This window comes from Arthrobacter sp. NQ7, assembly GCF_029581595.2.
In the GTDB taxonomy this organism is placed as follows: Bacteria; Actinomycetota; Actinomycetes; order Actinomycetales; family Micrococcaceae; genus Arthrobacter; species Arthrobacter phenanthrenivorans_B.
Window position 1 is genome coordinate 24942 of record NZ_JARFXU020000029.1, and the last position, 19964, is coordinate 44905.

Genomic DNA, 19964 nt, shown 5'->3' on the forward strand with positions numbered 1-19964 from the left:
GGCACTCATCCTTCCAGCCCGCTCAGGGAATTGGGGCGGCCCAGGGCACGGTCCACGCCGTCAAGGATGCGGTCCAGGCCCGGCAGGTGGTGCATTTCCAGCTTTGAGTAGGGGTAGGGGATGTCGAAGCCGGTCACCCGGACGGGGGCGGCCTCGAGGTGGTAGAAGCACCGCTCGGTAATGCTTGCCGCGACTTCCGCGCCCAGGCCGCCGGACTGTCCGGCCTCGTGCGTCACCACCAGGCGCCCGGTCTTCCGGACGGAGGCCACCACGGGTTCGTAGTCCACGGGGGCCAGCGAGCGCAGGTCGATGACTTCGATGGAAATGCCCTCGTCCGCCGCCGCGGAGGCAGCATCCAGCGCGGTCTTGACCAGGGGCCCATAAGCCACAAGCGTGACGTCGCGGCCGGTGGTCAACACCCGGGCCTTGTCCATGGGCAGGGCAGCATGTAGGTCAACGGACTCGTCCACGTCACCCTTGTCGTGGTACCGGCGCTTGGGCTCGAAGTACAGGACGGGGTCGTCGCAGGCAATGGCCTGCTGGATCACGGTGTAGGCATCCTGGGGGTTCGCCACGGTCACCACGCGCAGCCCGGAGGTGTGGGTGAAATACGCTTCCGGGGATTCGGAGTGGTGTTCGGGCGAGCCAATGCCGCCACCGAACGGGACCCTGATGGTGATGGGCATCTTCACGGCGCCGCGGGTGCGGTAGTGCAGCTTTGCCACCTGGCTGACGATCTGGTCGAACGCCGGATAGATGAACCCATCGAACTGGATTTCCACCACGGGCCGGTATCCCCGGTAGGCCAGGCCAACGGCCGTGCCCACAATGGCGGACTCCGCCAGCGGCGTGTCCACCACCCGGTGCGTTCCAAAGTCCTTTTGCAGGCCATCCGTCACCCGGAAGACACCACCCAGGGCACCGATGTCCTCACCCAGGAGCACCACCTTGGAGTCGTTCTCCAGCGACTTGCGCAGCCCGGCGTTGATGGCGCGGGCAAAGGTCAACTGGGTCATCAGCGTGCACCTTCCTCGGAAACGGCTCCTGCGGGATCGCCGAAGGAGGCCAGGTAGCGGGCGTAGTGGTCCTGCTGGCGTTCCAGCCAGGAATGGGGGGTGCTGTAGACATGTTTGAAGATGTCCATGGGCTGCGGATCCGGCATGGTGGTGCATCCGCGGCGCATCTGCGCCGCAACGGTGTCGGCCTTGTCCTTGACCTGCTGCTGCAGCCCGTCGGTCAGGAGGCCCTTGCGCTCCAGGAGGGCGGCCAGCCTGGCGATGGGGTCCTTGGCGGCCCAGTCCTCGAGTTCGTTGGGATCGCGGTACCTCGTGGGGTCATCCGCCGTGGTGTGCGGGCCCATGCGGTAGCTGACGGCCTCGATGAACGTGGGTCCGCCGCCCCGACGGGCCCGGTCCAGCGCGAGCCGGGTGGCAGCCATGACTGCCAGGACGTCATTGCCGTCCACCCGCAGGCTGGGGATGCCGAAGCCGGCGGCCCGGTCTGCGAGGTGGATGTGGGACTGGAGCCGCACAGGCTCGGAAATCGCCCAGTGGTTGTTGGTGCAGAAGAACACCACCGGGGCCTGGTAGCTGGCGGCGAACACCATGGCCTCGTTCACGTCGCCCTCGCTGGTGGCGCCGTCGCCGAAGTAGGTGACAGCCACGGCGTCGGCTCCGTCATTCTGGATACCCATGGCATAGCCGGTGGCGTGCAGAGTCTGGGCGCCGATGATGATCTGCGGCGTGGCCATATTGATGCTGTAGGGGTCCCAGCCGCCGGAGGCGTTGCCTCGCCATACCCGCAGGAGGTCGGTCAGGTCCACGCCCCGGCAGTAGGCCACGCCGTTCTCGCGGTAGCTGGAGAACACAAAATCGTCCGCCCGCAGGGCCCGTCCGGAGCCGATCTGGGCTGCCTCCTGGCCCAGGAGCGGTGGCCACAGGGCGAGCTCCCCCTGGCGCTGGAGGGCAGTGGCTTCCACGTCGATCCTGCGGATGACGGTCATGTCCTCATAGAGGGAACACAACTGTTCGTCGGTAATGTCCTTCACCCAGAGGTCGAACTCCGGATGGCTGATGCGTTCACCCGAAGGGGTGAGCAACTGGAGAAGTTCCTGTCCCGGAGCGGAATCTCCCCCGCTGTGCGGGGTTTTTGCACCGCCATGGCCCGTTTCGTCTGTAGACACGATTGCCGCAACCTTCGTACGTCGTTGACCGTGGTTTTGCGGGCTTTTGGCCCCTGCCGCCACCGGCCTTCCGGGCGTCATTGCCCCAGATACTGTGACCCTACTCACAACACCCAGGGGGTACAACCACTCCGGGAATTTTTGAGCAGAGTGCCCTGTCGGGTGTCCCCGCACCGTGCTAGCGTTGCGCATTATGCGAGCTTTGGATGGCACTGACACCCGCCTGCTGTCGGCGATGGCGCAGGATCCGCGGCGTACGGTGGTGGCTCTCGCGCAGAAGCTTGGCCTGTCCCGCAACACGGTCCAGGCACGCATGGCGCAGCTGGAGAAGAAGCATGTCTTCCTGTCCTTTGAACGGCGTATTAACCCGGCTGCGCTGGGATATCCGCTGATGGCGTTCATTTCCGTCCATGTCCAGCAGCAGAAGCTTGGGCGGCTGGCGGAGGAGATCGCGGCAATCCCCGAAGTGCTGGAGGGATACGGGCTCACGGGTTCGGCGGATTTGCTGCTGCGCGTGGTGGCCCGGGACGCGGAGGACCTGTTCCGGATCAACGGCAAGATCCTGGCCTGCGACGGAGTGGAGCGGGCTGACACCGCGCTGGCGATGGGCGAACTGATCCCCTTCCGGGTGCAGCCCCTGTTGGAGCGGGGCTCCGAAGCCGGGTAGGAAGGGAGCACGCCGGGTGCGGCTGGCACGACGGCGGCGGGCAGGGTTATAGGCTGGTGCAGTCATGCGCCGGTCCGGAAGGCCCGGGTTGGTCCGCGGCGCCGAAGCGCCAGTTCGTTGAAAGGTCCCCCTTGAGCAGTCCCCAGGATCCGTACCAGCGCAGTCCCCAGGATCCCTACCTGCAGGGCCGGGCGGGCTACGGGCCGCAGCAGATTCCCCCCATGCAGGAGCAGCCGGCCCCGTTCGGACTTCCGGGGGAACCGCCGCAACAGCGCAGCCGGCGGAAGCTCTGGATCATTCTTGGCAGCATTGGCGGGGTTCTGCTGCTGGTGATTATCGGCGTCGTCATCCTGGTGAACGTGGTGGGCAGCGCCACCAACCAGGCCCGGGGACTCGCGGACGACTTCACCAAGAAGGTGATCGCCGGCGATACATCCAGCGCCTACGACGAATACCTCGACCCCGCCCTGCAGAAGCAGCTTTCCCGGGAAGCGTTTGTTTCCGGGGTGCGGAGCCTGGAAATGGACAGCTCCTGCAAGCCTGCCTACAACGACCTCAAGGTTGCCACGGAGAACGGGACGAAGTCGGCGGAAGTGGTGGGCCAGATCAGCTGCACGGGCAAGAAGGTTGACCTGGCGTACCGGTTCGAGGGCAACGACCGGCTCATGATGACGAGCATCAAACTGCGGCCTGCCTCATAAGGCGCACCGGACGGCTCCGGCCACAATTGCAAAGGGTACTGACCTTTTTACCCATCCGCCGCGTCCAATGGTCCGAATCGCTTCCGAGGGTCCCATCCGGGGACCCCGCAGCCGGCGGGAACAATCCTCCCGCCCTTTCGGAAGGATCCGGTCCATGCGCAACTCACCCAACCGCCTCGTCGCCACCATCTTCGGAGCCGTCTACCTGCTGGTGGGACTCCTGGGCTTCGCCGTCACGTCAGGCGTCGGCTTCGTTGCCACCGAAGGCGCGAACCTCATCATCTTCGAAGTCAATCCCCTGCACAACGTCATCCACCTGGCCATCGGGGCAGCCCTGCTCTTCGCCGGCCTCCGCGGTACGGACACCGCCCGCACGGTCAATGCCAGCGTGGGCGCCGTCTACCTCCTGGTGGGCATCGTCGGCCTGTTCCTGCTGAATTCGCCGCTGAACATCATCGCCCTCAACGGTGCCGACAACGTCCTCCACCTTGCCAGCGCGGTGCTCCTCCTGGGCGTGGGCCTGTCCCTGGACAAGTCCCCGGCCACGGCCCGGGCCTAAGCATGGCGACCCCCGGCACGGCAGTACCCGGGACAACCGCAGCACCGGCGACGGCTGCCGCCGGGGCCGCGGCAGCACCGGACAGGACCCCGGCCAGCGCCCTTGACGTGTCCCCGGCGGCAGCCCCGGTACGGCTGCTCGCTGGCTTCGCGGGCTTTGGTGCCGGATCGGTAAACCTTGCGATCTCCTCCAGCATGTTCGCCGCGCCTGGCGCCATGGAACCCGCGCGGCTCCTGGCCGGAGTGCTGGCGGGGTTGTGGGGCGCGGCCCTGCTCGCCGGCGCCGTAGTGTTCCTGGTCAGGGAGCGGCCGGCGGGGGGCCACTGGACCCGGTACGCCCTGTCCGGCGCGGCTGTGGTGCATCTCGCCGCCATCGCTTTCGGAGCCTCCGGCCTGAGCCTGACGCAGCTCTCCGCGCTGCTGCTCACCCTGATGGCCATCGCCTCCATCGGCTGGCTCCGGCGGTCCGGGGAACGGCGGCAGCACAGGGACACTGCCCCGCAGCCCGTCGGAATGCGGCCGGGCCGGCTCCTGCTTGCAGCGTTCGCCGGCGCCGTGCTGGTGGCCGGCATAGCGACGCCGGGACTCGCCGCATCAACGGCCGGCCAGTACGCAGTACCGCACGGTGGCCACGGCACCCCGGCACCGGGCGGCCACCACCAGCGGTAAACCCGCGCCGGGGACCGGGCAGCGACCCCGGTCCCGGCACCGAAAGAGCCTCCATGCCGCAGTTTGGACTGGTCGAGTGCAGCGGCAGGAGGCTCTTCACGTTGTTGCCGGTCCATCACGGCCGGCGTCAGTAGGCCGGGGTCAATAGGCCGGGTCAGTAGGCCGGTGTCAGTGGTTCACGGCTTTTTCGGCCCCGATCCCCGTCAGTGACCGGACTTCCATCTCGGCCTGCTTGGCGGCGTCCTCCCGCTTCCGGTCCAGGGTGGTGCCCAGCCAGCCCAGGAAGAAGGCCAGCGGGATGGACACGATACCCGGGTTGCTGAGCGGGAAGAGGGCGAAGTTGGCGCCCGGGATCATCGAGGTCTTTGCCCCCGAGACCACCGGGGAGAACACGATGAGCAGGATGGCTGCGGCCAGGCCGCCGTACATGCTCCATACCGCGCCCTGGGTGGTGAACTTCCGCCAGAACAGCGAGTAGATGATGGTGGGCAGGTTGGCGGAGGCAGCGACGGCGAAAGCCAGTGCCACCAGGAACGCGACATTCTGGCCGTTGGCGAAGATGCCGCCCAGGATGGCCAGGATGCCGATGACCACCACGGTGCGGCGCGCCACCCGGACCTCGGTGGCGGCGTCCGCCTTGCCCTTGGCGATGACGTTGGCGTAAATGTCATGCGCAAAGGAGGCGGCGGCCGTGATGGTCAGGCCTGCCACCACGGCGAGGATGGTGGCGAACGCCACGGCCGAGATGAAGCCCAGCAGCAGCGGACCGCCAAGGTGGAACGCCAGCAGCGGGGCGGCAGCGTTGACACCGCCGGGTGCCGATTTGATGGTGTCCGCTCCCACCAGTGCGGCAGCGCCGTAGCCCAGCACCAGGGTGAAGAGGTAGAACAGCCCGATCAGCCAGATGGACCAGACCACCGACTTGCGTGCTTCCTTGGCGGTGGGCACCGTGTAGAAGCGCATCAGCACGTGCGGCAGGGCTGCGGTGCCCAGGACCAGGGCAAGGCCCAGGGACATGAAGTCCAGCTTGGAGGTCTCGGTCTTGCCGTACTGCAGGCCGGGGTTGAGGACGGCCGGGTTGTTGGCGGTCTCCACGGCGCCGCCCAGCAGTGCCGAGAGGTTGAAGCCGTAAATGGCCAGCACCCAAAGGGTCATGACCGCGGCGCCGGCGATCAGCAGCATGGCCTTGATGATCTGGACCCAGGTGGTGCCCTTCATTCCGCCGATGAGGACATACATGATCATCAGGGCGCCGACGACGATGATCACCAACGCCTGGCCGCCCCAGTCGCTGATGCCCAGCAGGAGGGAGATCAGGCTGCCTGCGCCGGCCATTTGGGCCAGCAGGTAGAAGAAGCAGACGGCGAGGGTGGAAATGGCGGCGGCGATCCGGACGGGGCGCTGCCTCAGCCGGAAGGAGAGCACGTCCGCCATGGTGAACTTGCCGGTGTTGCGCAGCAGTTCGGCCACGAGCAGCAGTGCCACCAGCCAGGCCACCAGAAAGCCGATCGAGTACATGAACCCGTCGTAGCCGTTGATGGCAATGGCGCCGGTAATGCCCAGGAAGGAGGCCGCGGACAGGTAGTCGCCGGCGATGGCGGTGCCGTTCTGCGAGCCGGTGAAGGAGCGGCCCGCTGCATAGTAGTCGGCGGCGGTCTTGTTGTTGCGGCTGGCGCGGAACACGATCACCATGGTCACGGCCACGAACAGGCCGAAGATGCCCATGTTGAGCAGGGTGGTGTCCTTGAGCGCGGCGACGTCCACCGCAGCAGGAATTGAGATCATTTGTTGGCTCCGCCCACTCGGTTTCCGTGCTTATCGAATTCGTGCCCCTCGATCTCCTGCCGGATCTCCGAGGCGATGGGGTCCAGTTTCCGGTTGGAGTAGTGGACGTACCAGCCGGTGATGGCGAAGGTCGAAACGAACTGGAGCAGGCCCAGGATCAGGCCGATGTTGATGTTGCCCCAGACCTTGGTGGACATGAATCCCACCGCATAGTCGGCGAGCAGCACGTAGGCGAAGTACCACAGCAGGAAGGCCACTGCCATGGGGAAAACAAAACTGCGGTGCCGCCTGCGCAATTCCTGGAACTGCCCGGTCGACTGGACTTGTTCGAAGTCCACGGACGCCGCTGCGTCCGGAGTATGGGCATCATTACCCATCGTTCCTCCTCATTGAGTTGCCGGTACACACCGGGCGGCAGGCCCGGGTGGACACCGCAGATGTGACACCAATCACTCTGCCGCCCACCGGCCCGTCCCTTCCAGAACTTCGCCGCCCACGGTCGCTCAACGGTTGCGATGCTGCGGCAAACGGCACCCCCCGCTACGCTGGGCACCATGCCGGACTCCCCCCTCCTCACCGCCGCGGCCGTGGCAGTGATCGCCATGGCGATTGCCGTCGTCGTCGGCGTGGGCCTGAAGGTGCTGCGATCCTTCCGGGAGCTGGGCACCGACGCCGAACGCGCCACCTACCACACCCTGCATGCCGCGTCCCAGGCCGGGCAGCACCTGCGGCGCGGCCTGAACCCTGCCGGGGCAGCGAAAGCCAGCCGCCAGCTGCGCACCCTGCTGGCCTGCGAGGCCCTGACCATCATGGACACCTCAGGCGTCCTGGCCTGGGACGGGGGTGCCGAGGACATCAGGCCGCGCCTCATGGACCTCGCCGCGGACGTGCTGGGCTCGGGCCGGACCGCCGTCCTGCCCGCAGGGGCGGACGGAACGGGCGGCCGGCTTGCCGCCGTGATCGCTCCGGTGCGGGCCGGCACCCGCGTGGTGGGTGCCGTGGCCGCCTTCGCCCCGTCCGCCGGGGCCGGCCTGGTCCGGGCCACCGGCGAGGTTGCCGACTGGGTGGCCGTGCAGGTGGAACTCGCCGAGCTGGATGCCTCCCGGACACTGCTGATGGAAGCGGAGGTCCGGGCGCTGCGGGCCCAGATCAGTCCGCACTTTATCTACAACTCGCTCAACGCCATCGCGTCCTTCATCAACACCGATCCGCAGCGGGCCAGGGATCTGGTGGTGGAGTTTGCGGACTTTACCCGCTACTCGTTCCGGCGGCACGGCGATTTCACCACCCTCGCGGAGGAGCTGCGCTGCATTGACCGCTACCTGCTGCTGGAGCGGGCCCGGTTCGGCGAGCGAGTCCAGGTCAGCCTGCGCGTCGCCCCCGAGGTGCTCAGCACCGTCATCCCGTTCCTCAGCCTGCAGCCGTTGGTCGAAAATGCCGTCCGGCATGGGCTGGAGGCCAAGGAAGGCCCCGGGCACATCAGCATCACGGCGGAGGACGCCGGTTCCTTCGCCGAGGTCACCATCGAGGACGACGGCGTGGGGATGGACCCGGAGCACCTCCGGTCGGTGCTGGCCGGCCACACGGACGGGGACCACGTGGGGCTGCGGAACGTCGATGCCCGGCTCCGCCAGGTGTACGGCAACGACCATGGGCTGGTGGTGGAAACGGCGCCGGGTGAGGGCACCCTAATCACCATGCGGGTGCCGAAGTCACAGCCCGGCCACGACGCGTGAGGCAGGACCTGCAGCTGGAAGTACCCTAGGAGCATGATAAACGTCCTCGTCGTTGATGATGAGCTGCCCGCCGTGGAGGAACTTGCTTTCCTGCTGGGCAGGGACGACCGCATCGGCAAGGTGCTGCGGGCGACGTCCGGCGCTGAAGCCCTCACGGCCCTGTCCGCGGGCAGCATCGATGCCGTATTCCTGGATATCCATATGCCCGCCGTCTCCGGGCTGGACATCGCCGCCGCCATTGCCCGCAGCAGCAGCCCGCCGGCCGTCGTCTTTGTCACCGCTGACGAGGACCATGCCCTGGCGGCCTTCGAACTCGCGGCCGTGGACTACCTGCTCAAACCCGTGCGCGCCGAGCGGCTGGCCCGTTCCGTGGGGCGGATCAGTGAACTGCGCGACGGCGGGACGGCACCGGAGATGATCACCGTCGACCAGGGCGGGACCACCAGGATGATCCGCCGCGACGACGTCACCTATGTCCAGGCCCAGGGCGACTACGCCCGGCTGCACACCGCCGACGCCAGCTACCTCATCCGGGTGCCGCTGGCCGACCTTGAGCAGCAGTGGGCGGACGCCGGCTTCATCCGCACCCACCGGTCCTACCTGGTGGCACTGAAGCATGTGTCCTCGATGAAGCTGGCCGCGGACGGGCCCCGCGTGACGGTGGCCGGCGCCGGCCTGCCCATCAGCCGCCGGCACCTGCCGATCGTGCGGGAGAAGCTGGAGGCCACCCGCATCAGGCCGCACGCATGACCCGCGTCCGGGTCACGGCCCCGCACGCGGCCGCCCGTCCTGCGGTGCGCGCCGGGCAGCGCAGCGGCGAATCGCGGGAAGCCGCGCAGGACTCCGAGGTGGGACAGGTGTTCGTCCGGTCCCTGATCAGGTCGCAGCTGCGGCTGGCCCTTGTCGTGGCCGGCGGCTTCCTGCTGATCCTGGCCGCGTTCCCCCTGGTCCTGCTGGCAGTGCCCGGCCTGGCCGATGCCCCCGTTGCCGGGATTCCGTTCGGCTGGCTCCTGCTGGGCGCGGGAATCTACCCGGTCATCGGCCTGAGCGCCTGGCTGTATGTGCGGACCGCCGCCCGCAACGAGGCGCGCTACCGCGACCTCGCCGGCGAGCAATGAGGCCCGCATGAACGCCGGGGCCGCCATCGCAGCCGTGGCGGTCGTGTCCCTCGCCACCGCCATCATCGGCTTTTACGGACTGCGGATCTCGCGCACCACGGGCGACTTCTACGTTGCCTCCCGCACCGTCCGGCCCTGGTGGAATGCCTCGGCGATCGGCGGCGAGTACCTGTCCGCGGCCAGCTTCCTGGGGGTGGCCGGACTCATCCTGCTCTCGGGGACGGACGCAGTCTGGTTCCCGGTGGGGTACACCGCCGGCTACCTGATGCTGCTGCTCTTCGTCGCCGCCCCGCTGCGCCGTTCGGGGGCCTACACCATTCCGGACTTCACCGAGTCCCGGCTGGCATCCCGGGCCGTCCGGCGGGTGACCAGCCTCGTGGTGGTGATGGTCGGCTGGCTGTACATCGTGCCGCAGCTGCACGGTGCTGCCCTGACCATCCAGATCGCCACCGGCCTGCCGTCCTGGGTGGGTTCGGTGGCCGTCGTCGTGGTGGTCTGCCTGACGGTGGTGGCGGGCGGCATGCGGTCCATCACGTTCGTCCAGGCCTTCCAGTACTGGCTGAAGCTGACCGCCCTCGCCGTGCCCATCCTGTTCATCATCTTCGTGCTGGCCGGACAGGGCACCGGACCGCAGTCCGCTCCGGCAGTCAACCCCACGGGACTGGCACCGGCGGGGCCCTACCAGAACGTTTCCCTGCTGGTGGCGCTGCTGTTCGGCACCCTCGGCCTGCCGCACGTGCTGGTACGCTTCTACACCAATCCGGACGGGCACTCCGCCCGCCGCACCACGCTGATCGTCCTGGGCCTGTTGTCCGTGTTCTACCTCTTCCCCACCGCCTACGGGCTGGTGGCCCGTACGTACGCGCCGGACCTGGCCCGCTCGGGACAGCCGGACGCCATGGTCCTGCGGTTGCCCGGCGAGCTCGTGGGCGGCGTGGCGGGGGACCTGCTCTCGGCCCTGGTGGTGGCCGGGGCGTTCGCCGCGTTCCTCTCCACCACCTCCGGCCTGGTGGTGTCCCTGGCCGGTGTGATCAGCCAGGATGTGCTGGGCGGCAGCGTCCGCGGCTTCCGGCTGGCGGCCGTCGTCTCCGCGCTTGTCCCCCTTGGTTTTGCCTTCATGACCGGTTCCTCTGCCTTGGCCGGCAGCGTGGGCCTGGTGTTCGCGTTCACCGCCTCCACGGTGTGCCCGGTCCTGCTGCTGGGCATCTGGTGGCGCGGTCTCACAGACACGGGAGCCATCGCCGGGATGGTGACCGGCGGCCTGCTCTGCGGCGGGGCGATGATCGCCGGCGCCGTGGCCGGTCCGGGAACAGTGCCGGCGTGGCTGGCGCAGCCGGCGGCCTGGAGTGTACCTGCCGCCTTCGCCGTCATGGTGATCGTGTCCAGGGCCACCGCCCACCGCATTCCCGCCACCATGCCGCGGATCATGACCAGACTGCATACCCCGGAACGGCCGCTGGCGACGGAGCGGTGGTCGGGAGGACAATAGCGCCATGTCCAGCGAGGAGGGCGCGCAGTCCCGGCAGCCAGGCGGGGTCCCGGCCTCCGTGCGTGCCCAGCTGCTCGCCACGGAACACTGGGGCCTGCTGGCATCGCGCAGCACGGCCCAAGGCGAGGTGCTGACGCGGATCAGCATGTTCCTGACCTTCACGTCGGCAAGCGTGGTCAGCATGGCGCTGGTGGGCCAGGCCACGGGGTTTTCCGCGGCCTTCGTGCTGCTCGCCGTGGTGGTCCTGTTCATCGACACGGCGATCGGGCTCCTGACCCAGCTGCGGGTGATGAACGTGGCGCATGAGGACCTCATGTACGTCACCGCCATGAACCGGCTGCGGGCGGCCTACGTTGACCTCGACCCGGGTGTGGCGCCGTACCTGATGGCGGCGCACCATGACGATGAGGCAGGTTCGAAGCGGACCTACTACTTTTTCGGGAACCGCGGCAGCTTCAGCCATGTGGCGGGCAGCAGCATGATCTTCATGACGACGGCGAACGCTGCCTTGATTGCCATTCTGGCCGGGCTGCTGGTGACGCTGGCGGGGGCGGGCACGGCGGCCCGCTCGTGGCGGGCGCGGTGTGCGGAGCCGCATTCCTGGTGGCCTCGGCCGTCCGCGGCTTCCGCGGCTACCGCAGCGTGTGGCGCGGCTTCACGCCGCTTTCCCCTACTCCTCCTGCCGGGGAATAGCGGGACCCGGCCTGCTAGTCGATGGCCGCCATCAGCTCGACGACGCGGTCCAGGAAGGCATCAACCTGCGATTCCTCGTAGCCGTCGGCGCCCACCGCGGGGCGGAAGACGGCACGGCGCACGCTGTCAACGCTGAGCGGTTTGTCCTGTTCAAGGTAGGCGACGAGTTCGCGGCACAGCCGGTCGACGTCGTCGGTGTTGTAGCTGCGGGCCTTCTTCCTGCTGGGCCGCCGGAAGCGGTCGCCGTCGGGCCGGTGCAGCCGGCCGCGGAGGATGCCGGAGAGGTTTCCGATTTCGCGGAGCCAGGCTTCCTCCCCGTGGGCCGCGATCAGTTCATCGCGCTCCCGGCGGGCGAAGGCGTCTTCGAGCCGGTCCAGGGCCGCATCCACGACGGCGGCGGAGTAGCCGCCCTTGACGGGATCGAAGGACACCGCCCGCACGTCGGCGCTGTTCACGGGGTCCGTGGCGGAGCCAGGCGTTTCCAGGGAGATCCGCGCGCGCTGCAGGAACTGGTCCACCTGCTTGGCGTTGTACCCGTACTCGCCGCGCTGCACGCGCTCAAAGGACGCAGGGATCTGCCGATGAATGTCCAATGCCACTTCGATTCCTTCAGTGCTCTTCAGCCTTAGTGCTTCCGCACCAGTTTAGGGTGCCGCAGCCAGGGTGGGCGCCCGGGTCGTGTTTGTGTCAGCCGCCCGTGCGTGCCGCCGTGGAGGCGGTTAGGCGCCGGCCACCAGGCCGTACATGATGAACGCCACCGGTGAGGCGAAGACGATCGAATCCAGCCGGTCCATTACTCCCCCGTGGCCGGGCAGGATGCTGCTCATGTCCTTGACGCCGAGTTCGCGCTTGACCATGGACTCGGCAAGGTCCCCGGCGGTGGCCGCAGCGACGGTCCCGACGGCCAGCACCACGCCGACCCACCAGGGCTTGTCCAGCACGAAGAGTGCCGCCAGGACACCGATCAGGGTGGCCCCGGCCACCGATCCCGCGAAGCCCTCCCAGGACTTCTTGGGGCTGATCTTCGGTGCCATGGGGTGCTTTCCGAGTGACGCGCCCACCAGGTAGCCGAACGTATCGTTGGAGACCACCAGCAGCAGCATGACCGCGATCTCCCAGGCCCCGATGGGCGCAACGCCCCCGGGCCACAGGCCCAGCGGAGTGGTGCCGGCGGCATGCAGCGGCAGGGCCGCGAAGCTGATGAAGAACGGCACCCAGCCCAGGGTGAAGACTCCGGCGAAGATGCTGTTGGCCGATCCGGCGGCGCTTTCGATCGAGCGCCACAGCAGGACCGCGACGGCGCTGAGCAGGAGGGCAAACAGCTGGCTCTCAATGCCGCCGAAGTAGGCGGCAAAGGGCATGGCCAGTGTGCCCGTCATCACCGGCACGATGGGCATCCTGGTGCCGTTGGCTTCCAGCGCGCGGTAGATCTCCCAGACGCCGAACACCGCAAAGGCGGTGACGATGGCGACGAAGGCCAACGGCAGGAACAGCAGCCCGCCCAGGACACCGAGCAGCATGGCCAGGCCCACCACGACGGCGGCGGGCAGGTTCCTGCCGGCCTTTGGTGTCGGATTGCTCCTGGGCTGCTTCCCCCGCGCGCCGGCCCGTGAAGCCGGGGCCTGATCTGCCTGGCCCATCAGACTTCGAGCAGCTCTGCTTCCTTGCGCTTGAGCAGCTCATCAATGCCGTCGACGTGGGCCTTGGTCAGGCTGTCCAGTTCCTTCTCGGCGCGGTTGCCTTCGTCTTCGCCGGCTTCGCCGTCCTTGACCAGTCGGTCAAGGGTTTCCTTGGCCTTCCGGCGGATGTTGCGGATGGAGATCTTGGCGTCCTCGCCCTTGGTCTTGACGATCTTGACGTATTCCTTGCGGCGTTCCTTGGTCAGTTCAGGAATGGTGATCCTGATGACGTTGCCGTCGTTGGACGGGTTCGCGCCGACTTCGGAGTCACTCAGGGCACGTTCGATGTCGCGCATCGCCGACTTGTCGAAGGGGGTGATCAGGATGGTCCGGGCGTCCGGGATGGCGAAGGATGCCAGCTGCTGCAGGGGCGTGGGCGAGCCGTAGTAGTCCACCAGGACCTTGTTGTACAGGCCCGGGTTGGCGCGGCCGGTGCGGACGGAGGCGAAGTCTTCCTTGGCTACCTCGACGGCCTTGTCCATCTTTTCTTCGGCTTCGAGCAAGGTTTCTTCGATCACGGCTTCTCCTGACGGTTCTGGTGCGGTCCGGCGCGCCGGGCCCGTGCACTCACGTGGTTCTTTGTTGCTGTTTCCGTCCCCGCCGGAAAGGGCGGGGACGGAACTGTCCTGGAATCATCCTAGCCGGAGCTAGGCGGTGACCAGCGTGCCCAGCTTCTCGCCGAGGATGGCGCGGGTGACGTTGCCTTCACCCTCCATGCCGAACACCACCATGGACAGGTTGTTGTCCTTGCACATGGTCATGGCCGTCTGGTCCATCACCCGGATGTCACGGCGCAGCGCGTCGTCGTAGCTGAGGGTTTCGAGCCGCTCCGCGGTGGGGTCCTTCTTGGGGTCCGCGGTGTACACGGCATCGACGCCGCTCTTGGCCATCAGGACCACGTCGGCATGGACTTCCAGGGCCCGCTGGGCGGCAACGGTGTCGGTGGAGAAGTACGGCAGGCCGGCGCCGGCACCGAAGATGACCACGCGGCCCTTTTCCATGTGGCGGATGGCGCGGCGCGGGATGTAGGCCTCGGCCACCTGGCCCATGGTGATGGCGCTCTGGACACGGGTTTCCACGCCTGCCTGCTCAAGGAAGTCCTGCAGGGCCAGGCAGTTCATGACCGTTCCCAGCATTCCCATGTAGTCGGCGCGGGAGCGGTCCATGCCGCTTTGGGACAGTTCGGCGCCGCGGAAGAAGTTGCCTCCGCCCACCACGATGGCGACCTCCACCTGCGGGACGGCGGCGGCGATCTGCTTGGCAACGTCGCGGACGGTTTCGGGATCGACACCCAGTTTCCCGCCGCCGAAGACCTCGCCGGAGAGCTTCAGGAGGACCCGCCGCCGGCTCTTCTCTGAATGCGTGACAGTGTTGACGGCTTCCATGATGCCTTCCCGTTGGTGACTCTGAAAAAAGGGTATCCTGCCGGCTCCGGTGGTCGGAACCGGCCGCGCTCCGTGTGGACTGCGCGTGGGGTGGATTGTGAGCATGCAAAAGGGGCGGCCACCGAAGTGGCCACCCCTTGCAGTTCGACTAGGAGCCGACGCGGAAACGCGTGAACGCGGTTCCCTTGACACCGGCCTCTTCGAGGACCTGTGCCACTGACTTCTTGGCGTCCTTGGCAAATGCCTGGTCGACCAGGACCTCACCCTTGTAGAAGCCGGTCACGCGGCCTTCCACGATCTTGGTGAGGGCGGCTTCGGGCTTGCCCTCGGCCTTGGCGGTCTCTTCGGCGATGCGGCGCTCGGACTCGACGAGCTCGGCCGGAACGTCCTCACGGGTGAGGTAGTTCGGAGCCATGGCGGCGATGTGGACGGCGACGTCGTGGGCGGCGGTTGCGGCTGCTTCGCCTTCACCGTCGACAGCGAACAGCACGCCAACCTGGGCCGGGAGGTCCTTGGAGGTCTTGTGCAGGTAAGCGTCAACGGTTGCACCCTCGATGCGGGAGATCCGGCGGACAACAACCTTTTCGCCCAGGATGGCGCCCTCTTCGACGACGACCTCGGACAGCGGCTTGCCGTCGACATCGGTGGCGAGCAGGGTCTCGAGGTCGGCAGCGCCGGACTCGACGGCGACGGCCAGGACCTTGTCGGCCAGCTGGATGAACTTGTCAGCCTTGGCCACGAAGTCGGTCTCGCAGTTGACCTCGATCATGACGCCAACGCCGTTGCTGACCTTGGCAGCCACGAGGCCTTCGGCGGTGGAACGGCCTTCGCGCTTGGTGGCGCCCTTGAGGCCCTTGATGCGGATGATCTCGATGGCCTTCTCGGCGTCACCGTTGGCTTCGTCAAGAGCCTTCTTGACGTCCATCATGCCGGCGCCGGTGCGCTCACGCAGGGCCTTGATGTCCGCGGCAGTGTAGTTCGCCATGTGAACCCCTCTGTCTAGAAATGTGTGGTGGTGTGTACGGACCGACAGGACGGCAGCCCACGGGGGTGGGCTGCCATCCTGTCAGCAGCTCCGGCTGCGGACAGCGCGGAGAATCCGGTTATTTGACTTACTTGGCGTCTTCGGCGGGAGCCTCGGCGGCGGCCGGAGCTTCAGCGTTCTCTGCCGGAGCTTCAGCGGCTTCTGCCTTGCTGCCTTCGAGGAGCTCGCGCTCCCACTCGGCGAGCGGCTCTTCCGGAGCTTCGGTGGCGCCGGTGCCGCGGTTGTTGCGGGCGATCAGGCCCTCGGCAACGGCGTCGGCGACAACGCGGGTCAGGAGGTTCACGGAGCGGATGGCGTCGTCGTTGCCCGGGATCGGGAAGTCAACTTCGTCGGGATCGCAGTTGGTGTCCAGGATGGCAACAACCGGGATGTTCAGCTTCTTGGCCTCGTCAACGGCGAGGTGTTCCTTCTTGGTGTCGACAACCCAGAGCAGGGACGGAGCCTTGGTCAGGTTGCGGATACCGCCGAGGTTGGACTCGAGCTTGGTGAGTTCACGCTTGAGGAGCAGCAGCTCCTTCTTGGTGTACGCGGAACCGGCGACGTCGTCGAAGTCGATCTCTTCGAGTTCCTTCATGCGCTGGATGCGCTTGGCGACCGTCTGGAAGTTGGTCAGCATACCGCCGAGCCAGCGCTGGTTGACGTAGGGCTGGCCCACGCGGGTTGCCTGCTCGGCAATTGCTTCCTGGGCCTGCTTCTTGGTGCCGACGAAGAGCACGGTGCCGCCGTGGGCAACAGTGGCCTTGACGAACTCGTAGGCGCGGTCGATGTAGGACAGCGACTGCTGCAGGTCGATGATGTAGATGCCGTTGCGCTCGGTGAAGATGAAGCGCTTCATCTTCGGGTTCCAACGACGGGTCTGGTGTCCAAAGTGGACGCCGCTGTCAAGCAGCTGGCGCATGGTTACGACGGGCATTCCGACGCTCCTTATTTTCCGGCAGGTCATTCATGAGAGAACCCGGAGGCTTCTTACCCTGCCAATAGTTGACGGTTGATCAGCGTGGCCCGGATGGGCCGTGCTCCTGGCATCCACCGCTCTTCCCATCAGGACCAAAGCCTGACCGCAGGAAGCGCGGTCCTCCATGGGCGACGCCGAAGCGTTGCCTGCCGAAGGGCTGGATGCGCGTAGTCAGCCGCCGCTCCCCCACACTCCTGAATGAGATGTGCCGACGCAATCCGGACAGGGTCATGCACCGCGGGGGTGGACTACTGGGCGGGAAGCGTTTGAGGGCGCAGCAAACTGCTCCATCAAGTGTACTACAGCCGTCCCCGCCTTCAGGACAGTGCAGGCCCGGCGGTGGCAGTTGTCCACATGGCCGGAATCGGCCCTCCCGGCCCGGGCCGGGGCCGGGCAGGGTGGTGCCATGAAACCGCCAATCCTGCTTGCCGCACTCCTGCTGTTGCCGGCCACGGTGGCGTCGCCGGGCACCGCCTTCCACTACAGGGCGCTGCCCTACGGCGCCGCCCCGGGCGCCGGCCCAGCCACCCCGGCCGCCGTCCAGCCGCCCTTGCACGTCAAGCCTGTGCAACCGCCGGCTGCGCAGGTCCAGCCTGGTCCGGCCAGGGTTGCCGGCGGTGAACTGGGCCATACGGTGTCCGGGGGCCGGCCGGCCGCCCGGCCTTCCTGGCAGTGGCCGCTGGCACCGCGGCCGCCGGTGCTGCGCGGTTTCGATCCCCCGCCCAAGCCGTGGCTCAGCGGGCACCGCGGGGTGGATCTGGGCTTTGCCGGCGCCGGAGCCCAGGTTTTGTCCCCCGCCGCCGGAACAGTGAGCTTTTCGGGCGTGGTGGTGGACCGCCCGGTGATCACCATCGACCACGGCGGCGGGCTGCGGAGCAGTTTCGAACCGGTGGAAAGCACCCTAGCCGCCGGCGATGCCGTTGCGGCGGGGCAGGTCATCGGAACCGTCGTGCCGGGTCACTGCCCGCCGGCCCAGTGCCTCCACTGGGGCGTCAGGGACGGTGAACAGTACGTCAATCCCCTGCAGTTCGTCCTGGACCTGCGCCCGTCCATCCTGCTTCCCCTGCCGGCACCATGAATCGACCCGCAGGGTGGCGGCTGAGATTAGGGTGGCGGCTGAGGTCAGGGTGCGGCTAGACGATGGCCGAGATGCCGGTGATGGCCCGGCCGGTGACCAGGGTGTTGATTTCGGCGGTGCCCTCATAGGAGTAGATGGCCTCGGCGTCGGCGAAGATCTTGGCCATCTCATAGTCGGTCACGATGCCGTTGCCGCCCAGGATGCCGCGGCCGAGCGCCACGCTCTCGCGCATGCGTGCCGTGGCGAAGGCCTTCGCCAGTGCCGACTGTTCATCCTTGGCGGCGTCCCCGTCCTCCAGCTGGGAAAGCCTGACCATCATGCCCATGGAGCTGACGGTGTTGCCGAGGATCCGGACCAGCTGGTCCTGGATGAGCTGGAAGGAAGCGAGCGGGCGGCCGAACTGCAGGCGCTCCACGGCGTAGCGGCGGGCAACGTCGAACGCGGCCAGCTGGAGTCCAACGGCCTGCCAGGCGACGGCGAGCCGGGTGACCTTGAGGACCTTGTTGACGTCGCGGAAGCTGTTGGCGTTTGCGAGCTTGAAGTGGTCCGGGACCGCCACGTCCGCCAGGACAATGTCTGCGTTCTGGACGGTCCGCAGCGAGATCTTGTTTTCGATCTTTGCGGCGCTGAACCCGGGCAGCGAGGTGTCCACCATGAAGCCCTTGACCTGGTTGTCGGCCACATCCCGGGCGTACACCACCACCCAGTCAGCGAAGGTCGCGTTGCCGATCCAGCGCTTGGCCCCGTTGAGGATCCAGGTATCGCCTTCTTTGCGGGCGGTGGTGCGCGTTCCGCCGGCAACATCGCTGCCGCCCAGCGGCTCGGTCAGGCCGAACGCACCGATCTTTTTCAGCGCATAGATATCGGGGAGCCACTCGTCCTTCTGCTCCTGCGACGCCAGCAGTTCGATGGACCCTGTGAAGAGCCCGTCGTGCACACCCAGGAACGTGGCGATCGAAGCGTCTGCCCGCGTCACTTCTGCATGCAGCATGCCGGCGAAGAGGTTGGAGTACCCCTGGCGGCGCACGGGGCTGACCAGGTCCAGGCCGGCGAGCTTCGGCACCAGGTCCATGGGGAATTCGCCGCGGTTCCAGCAGTCGACCGCCAGCGGCCTGACCTCGCGCGCCAGGAAGTCGCGGACCTCGGCCAGGCGGTCCTGCTCTTTTCCGGACAGAAGCTGCTCGAAGGCGAAGAAGTCGCCGTCGGCGTAGGGAAGCTGGTGGGGTCCGGATGCAGAGGGAGCCATGGGTACCTTCTTCGATGATCAGCGCTGACCATGCCGCCAAGCGGAGCACGGTATGTTACTGACCAGTAACATACCGCAGGGCGGGGGTTAAACCAAGGCAACCGCGGCCAACGTGGATCGTTGGCCGCGGTTGTCGGATGGCGGTAGGGCTACTCGGACTTGAACCGAGGACCTTAGGATTATGAGTCCCGCGCTCTAACCAGCTGAGCTATAGCCCCCAAGCCCCGGGAGCCTGTGGTCAATCGACACGCTCCGGCAGGGCAGAAACACTCTAGCAAACCCGGGAACGGGATCAGACCACCTTGTCGTCGTAGGTGGCGCCCCGGTACAGGTCCTCGAAGGTCTGGAGCGTTCCCTGGATGCTGTGGGGCTCCACCATTTGCCGGCTGGCACGGCCCATGGCGCGCAGCTCTTCCTTGGGCAGCTCCAGAACCTGGGTGATCTTCTTGGCCAGGTCGTCGCTGTCGTTGGGCGTGAAGAGGTACCCGTTCTCACCGTCGCGCACCAGGTGCGGCAGCGCCATGGCATCCGCCAGGACCACCGGAGTGGAGGCGGACATCGCCTCCAGGGTCACCAGGGACTGAAGTTCGGCCGTTCCCGGCATGCAGAACAGGTCGGCGCGGATGTACGCCTTGCGCAGGTCTTCGTCGCTGGCGAGGCCCAGGAACTTCACCCGGCTACCCAGGCCGAGCCGCCGCACCAGGTCCTCCAGGGCGGGGCGCACCTCGCCGCCGCCAACCACCTCCAGGTGCACGTTCAGCTCCGGCGGGGTCTTGCCGATGGCCTCGATGAGCACATCGACGTGCTTTTCCTCGGCGAGGCGTCCGGCGAACAGGACGGTGGGGTGCGCGTGGGGCTCGATGTGCTCACCGGGCTTGGGTTCGTACGCGGCGGAGTCGATGCCGTTGGACAGGGGCAGGACCTTGCGCAGGAAGGCGTGCTCGTGCATGGCACGGGCGGCAAGCGGGGTGGGGGTGG

Annotated in this window: 21 protein-coding genes, 1 tRNA gene and 1 pseudogene; 10 read left to right on the forward strand and 13 right to left on the reverse strand. The window is 67.3% G+C overall.

All coding sequences use genetic code 11. The annotated features are described in order from the left end of the window. Positions 1 to 5 precede the first annotated feature (5 nt). Together PUN71_RS20665 and pdhA are read right to left on the reverse strand one after the other, a co-directional pair. On the reverse strand, positions 6 to 1016 hold the full coding sequence (locus tag PUN71_RS20665; protein ID WP_277799901.1) for an alpha-ketoacid dehydrogenase subunit beta: 1011 nt from the start codon (positions 1014 to 1016) through the stop codon (positions 6 to 8). Next, positions 1016 to 2182, reverse strand: a complete 1167-nt coding sequence (gene pdhA / locus PUN71_RS20670; RefSeq protein ID WP_277799902.1) for a pyruvate dehydrogenase (acetyl-transferring) E1 component subunit alpha — start codon at positions 2180 to 2182, stop codon at positions 1016 to 1018. Before pdhA ends, PUN71_RS20665 begins: the two co-directional genes overlap by 1 nt. A gap of 193 nt (positions 2183 to 2375) precedes the next feature. Between pdhA and PUN71_RS20675 the strand changes: the two genes are divergently transcribed. From PUN71_RS20675 to PUN71_RS20690, 4 genes are all read left to right on the forward strand, one after another. Then, positions 2376 to 2849 (forward strand): Lrp/AsnC family transcriptional regulator, encoded by a 474-nt coding sequence (locus PUN71_RS20675; RefSeq protein ID WP_277799903.1) that lies wholly within the window; start codon positions 2376 to 2378, stop codon positions 2847 to 2849. Between the two features lie 131 nt (positions 2850 to 2980). After that, on the forward strand, positions 2981 to 3550 hold the full coding sequence (locus tag PUN71_RS20680; protein WP_277799904.1) for a hypothetical protein: 570 nt from the start codon (positions 2981 to 2983) through the stop codon (positions 3548 to 3550). A 154-nt stretch (positions 3551 to 3704) separates the two neighbouring features. Continuing rightward, entirely contained in the window at positions 3705 to 4109 is a 405-nt protein-coding gene (locus PUN71_RS20685) for a DUF4383 domain-containing protein (RefSeq protein ID WP_043452850.1), read from the forward strand. A gap of 2 nt (positions 4110 to 4111) precedes the next feature. After that, positions 4112 to 4777: a hypothetical protein gene (locus tag PUN71_RS20690; RefSeq protein ID WP_277799905.1), complete on the forward strand. Its 666-nt coding sequence runs from the start codon at positions 4112 to 4114 to the stop codon at positions 4775 to 4777. 168 nt (positions 4778 to 4945) lie between these two features. On the opposite strand, the gene PUN71_RS20695 is transcribed toward PUN71_RS20690, so the two are convergent. Further along, a complete protein-coding gene (locus PUN71_RS20695) occupies positions 4946 to 6562 on the reverse strand; it encodes a monocarboxylic acid transporter (protein WP_277799906.1) in 1617 nt (538 codons plus the stop codon). Continuing rightward, the gene (locus PUN71_RS20700; RefSeq protein ID WP_043452855.1) at positions 6559 to 6939 is read right to left on the reverse strand and encodes a DUF485 domain-containing protein; all 381 of its coding nucleotides are present in this window, start codon (positions 6937 to 6939) and stop codon (positions 6559 to 6561) included. The genes PUN71_RS20695 and PUN71_RS20700 overlap by 4 nt, the downstream gene beginning before the upstream one ends. 177 nt (positions 6940 to 7116) lie before the next feature. Between PUN71_RS20700 and PUN71_RS20705 the strand changes: the two genes are divergently transcribed. The 5 genes and pseudogenes from PUN71_RS20705 (at position 7117) to PUN71_RS20725 (ending at position 11598) form a co-directional block, all read left to right on the forward strand. Beyond that, entirely contained in the window at positions 7117 to 8298 is a 1182-nt protein-coding gene (locus tag PUN71_RS20705; protein WP_277799907.1) for a sensor histidine kinase, read from the forward strand. Between the two features lie 33 nt (positions 8299 to 8331). Further along, a complete protein-coding gene (locus tag PUN71_RS20710; protein WP_043452856.1) occupies positions 8332 to 9048 on the forward strand; it encodes a LytR/AlgR family response regulator transcription factor in 717 nt (238 codons plus the stop codon). Then, on the forward strand, positions 9045 to 9416 hold the full coding sequence (locus PUN71_RS20715) for a DUF485 domain-containing protein (RefSeq protein ID WP_043452857.1): 372 nt from the start codon (positions 9045 to 9047) through the stop codon (positions 9414 to 9416). The genes PUN71_RS20710 and PUN71_RS20715 overlap by 4 nt, the downstream gene beginning before the upstream one ends. Positions 9417 to 9423: 7 nt before the next feature. Further along, the gene (locus PUN71_RS20720) at positions 9424 to 10905 is read left to right on the forward strand and encodes a sodium/solute symporter (protein WP_277799908.1); all 1482 of its coding nucleotides are present in this window, start codon (positions 9424 to 9426) and stop codon (positions 10903 to 10905) included. Between the two features lie 4 nt (positions 10906 to 10909). After that, positions 10910 to 11598 (forward strand): annotated as a pseudogene (locus PUN71_RS20725) (hypothetical protein). Between the two features lie 14 nt (positions 11599 to 11612). Here PUN71_RS20725 and PUN71_RS20730 read toward each other — a convergent pair. The 6 genes from PUN71_RS20730 to rpsB form a co-directional block, all read right to left on the reverse strand. Then, positions 11613 to 12197 (reverse strand): DivIVA domain-containing protein, encoded by a 585-nt coding sequence (locus tag PUN71_RS20730; protein ID WP_277799909.1) that lies wholly within the window; start codon positions 12195 to 12197, stop codon positions 11613 to 11615. Between the two features lie 120 nt (positions 12198 to 12317). Beyond that, entirely contained in the window at positions 12318 to 13238 is a 921-nt protein-coding gene (locus PUN71_RS20735; RefSeq protein ID WP_277799910.1) for a phosphatidate cytidylyltransferase, read from the reverse strand. Then, positions 13238 to 13795 carry a ribosome recycling factor gene (gene frr / locus PUN71_RS20740; RefSeq protein ID WP_043452867.1) on the reverse strand — a complete coding sequence of 186 codons (558 nt, stop codon included), beginning with the start codon at positions 13793 to 13795 and terminating at the stop codon, positions 13238 to 13240. The genes PUN71_RS20735 and frr overlap by 1 nt, the downstream gene beginning before the upstream one ends. Positions 13796 to 13924: 129 nt before the next feature. Beyond that, positions 13925 to 14662, reverse strand: coding sequence for a UMP kinase (pyrH, locus tag PUN71_RS20745; protein ID WP_043452869.1), 738 nt, complete (start codon positions 14660 to 14662; stop codon positions 13925 to 13927). A gap of 148 nt (positions 14663 to 14810) precedes the next feature. Further along, positions 14811 to 15647, reverse strand: a complete 837-nt coding sequence (tsf, locus tag PUN71_RS20750) for a translation elongation factor Ts (protein ID WP_043452871.1) — start codon at positions 15645 to 15647, stop codon at positions 14811 to 14813. A 127-nt stretch (positions 15648 to 15774) separates the two neighbouring features. Continuing rightward, on the reverse strand, positions 15775 to 16620 hold the full coding sequence (gene rpsB, locus PUN71_RS20755; RefSeq protein ID WP_043452873.1) for a 30S ribosomal protein S2: 846 nt from the start codon (positions 16618 to 16620) through the stop codon (positions 15775 to 15777). A gap of 448 nt (positions 16621 to 17068) precedes the next feature. Between rpsB and PUN71_RS20760 the strand changes: the two genes are divergently transcribed. Beyond that, complete coding sequence (locus PUN71_RS20760) at positions 17069 to 17740, forward strand: murein hydrolase activator EnvC family protein (protein WP_277799911.1); 672 nt, start codon at positions 17069 to 17071, stop codon at positions 17738 to 17740. 55 nt (positions 17741 to 17795) lie between these two features. On the opposite strand, the gene PUN71_RS20765 is transcribed toward PUN71_RS20760, so the two are convergent. The 3 genes from PUN71_RS20765 to PUN71_RS20775 form a co-directional block, all read right to left on the reverse strand. Further along, positions 17796 to 18986: an acyl-CoA dehydrogenase family protein gene (locus PUN71_RS20765; RefSeq protein WP_277799912.1), complete on the reverse strand. Its 1191-nt coding sequence runs from the start codon at positions 18984 to 18986 to the stop codon at positions 17796 to 17798. Positions 18987 to 19130: 144 nt separating this feature from the next. Continuing rightward, positions 19131 to 19204: transfer RNA gene (locus PUN71_RS20770), tRNA-Ile, on the reverse strand. Between the two features lie 74 nt (positions 19205 to 19278). Then, the coding region (locus PUN71_RS20775; protein ID WP_277799913.1) for a glycosyltransferase at positions 19279 to 19964 on the reverse strand (686 nt) is incomplete at its 5' end.

Excerpts from the sequence above, each read along its gene's own strand:
- PUN71_RS20760 (WP_277799911.1), top strand. The coding sequence starts at position 17,069 with ATGAAACCGCCAATCCTGCTTGCCGCACTCCTGCTGTTGCCGGCCACG.
- PUN71_RS20765 (WP_277799912.1), bottom strand. The coding sequence starts at position 18,986 with ATGGCTCCCTCTGCATCCGGACCCCACCAGCTTCCCTACGCCGACGGC.
- PUN71_RS20705 (WP_277799907.1), top strand. The coding sequence starts at position 7,117 with ATGCCGGACTCCCCCCTCCTCACCGCCGCGGCCGTGGCAGTGATCGCC.
- rpsB (WP_043452873.1), bottom strand. The coding sequence starts at position 16,620 with ATGCCCGTCGTAACCATGCGCCAGCTGCTTGACAGCGGCGTCCACTTT.
- PUN71_RS20690 (WP_277799905.1), top strand. The coding sequence starts at position 4,112 with ATGGCGACCCCCGGCACGGCAGTACCCGGGACAACCGCAGCACCGGCG.
- PUN71_RS20695 (WP_277799906.1), bottom strand. The coding sequence starts at position 6,562 with ATGATCTCAATTCCTGCTGCGGTGGACGTCGCCGCGCTCAAGGACACC.
- tsf (WP_043452871.1), bottom strand. The coding sequence starts at position 15,647 with ATGGCGAACTACACTGCCGCGGACATCAAGGCCCTGCGTGAGCGCACC.
- PUN71_RS20675 (WP_277799903.1), top strand. The coding sequence starts at position 2,376 with ATGCGAGCTTTGGATGGCACTGACACCCGCCTGCTGTCGGCGATGGCG.
- PUN71_RS20665 (WP_277799901.1), bottom strand. The coding sequence starts at position 1,016 with ATGACCCAGTTGACCTTTGCCCGCGCCATCAACGCCGGGCTGCGCAAG.
- PUN71_RS20735 (WP_277799910.1), bottom strand. The coding sequence starts at position 13,238 with ATGGGCCAGGCAGATCAGGCCCCGGCTTCACGGGCCGGCGCGCGGGGG.
- PUN71_RS20715 (WP_043452857.1), top strand. The coding sequence starts at position 9,045 with ATGACCCGCGTCCGGGTCACGGCCCCGCACGCGGCCGCCCGTCCTGCG.
- PUN71_RS20710 (WP_043452856.1), top strand. The coding sequence starts at position 8,332 with ATGATAAACGTCCTCGTCGTTGATGATGAGCTGCCCGCCGTGGAGGAA.
- PUN71_RS20685 (WP_043452850.1), top strand. The coding sequence starts at position 3,705 with ATGCGCAACTCACCCAACCGCCTCGTCGCCACCATCTTCGGAGCCGTC.
- pyrH (WP_043452869.1), bottom strand. The coding sequence starts at position 14,662 with ATGGAAGCCGTCAACACTGTCACGCATTCAGAGAAGAGCCGGCGGCGG.
- PUN71_RS20700 (WP_043452855.1), bottom strand. The coding sequence starts at position 6,939 with ATGGGTAATGATGCCCATACTCCGGACGCAGCGGCGTCCGTGGACTTC.
- PUN71_RS20720 (WP_277799908.1), top strand. The coding sequence starts at position 9,424 with ATGAACGCCGGGGCCGCCATCGCAGCCGTGGCGGTCGTGTCCCTCGCC.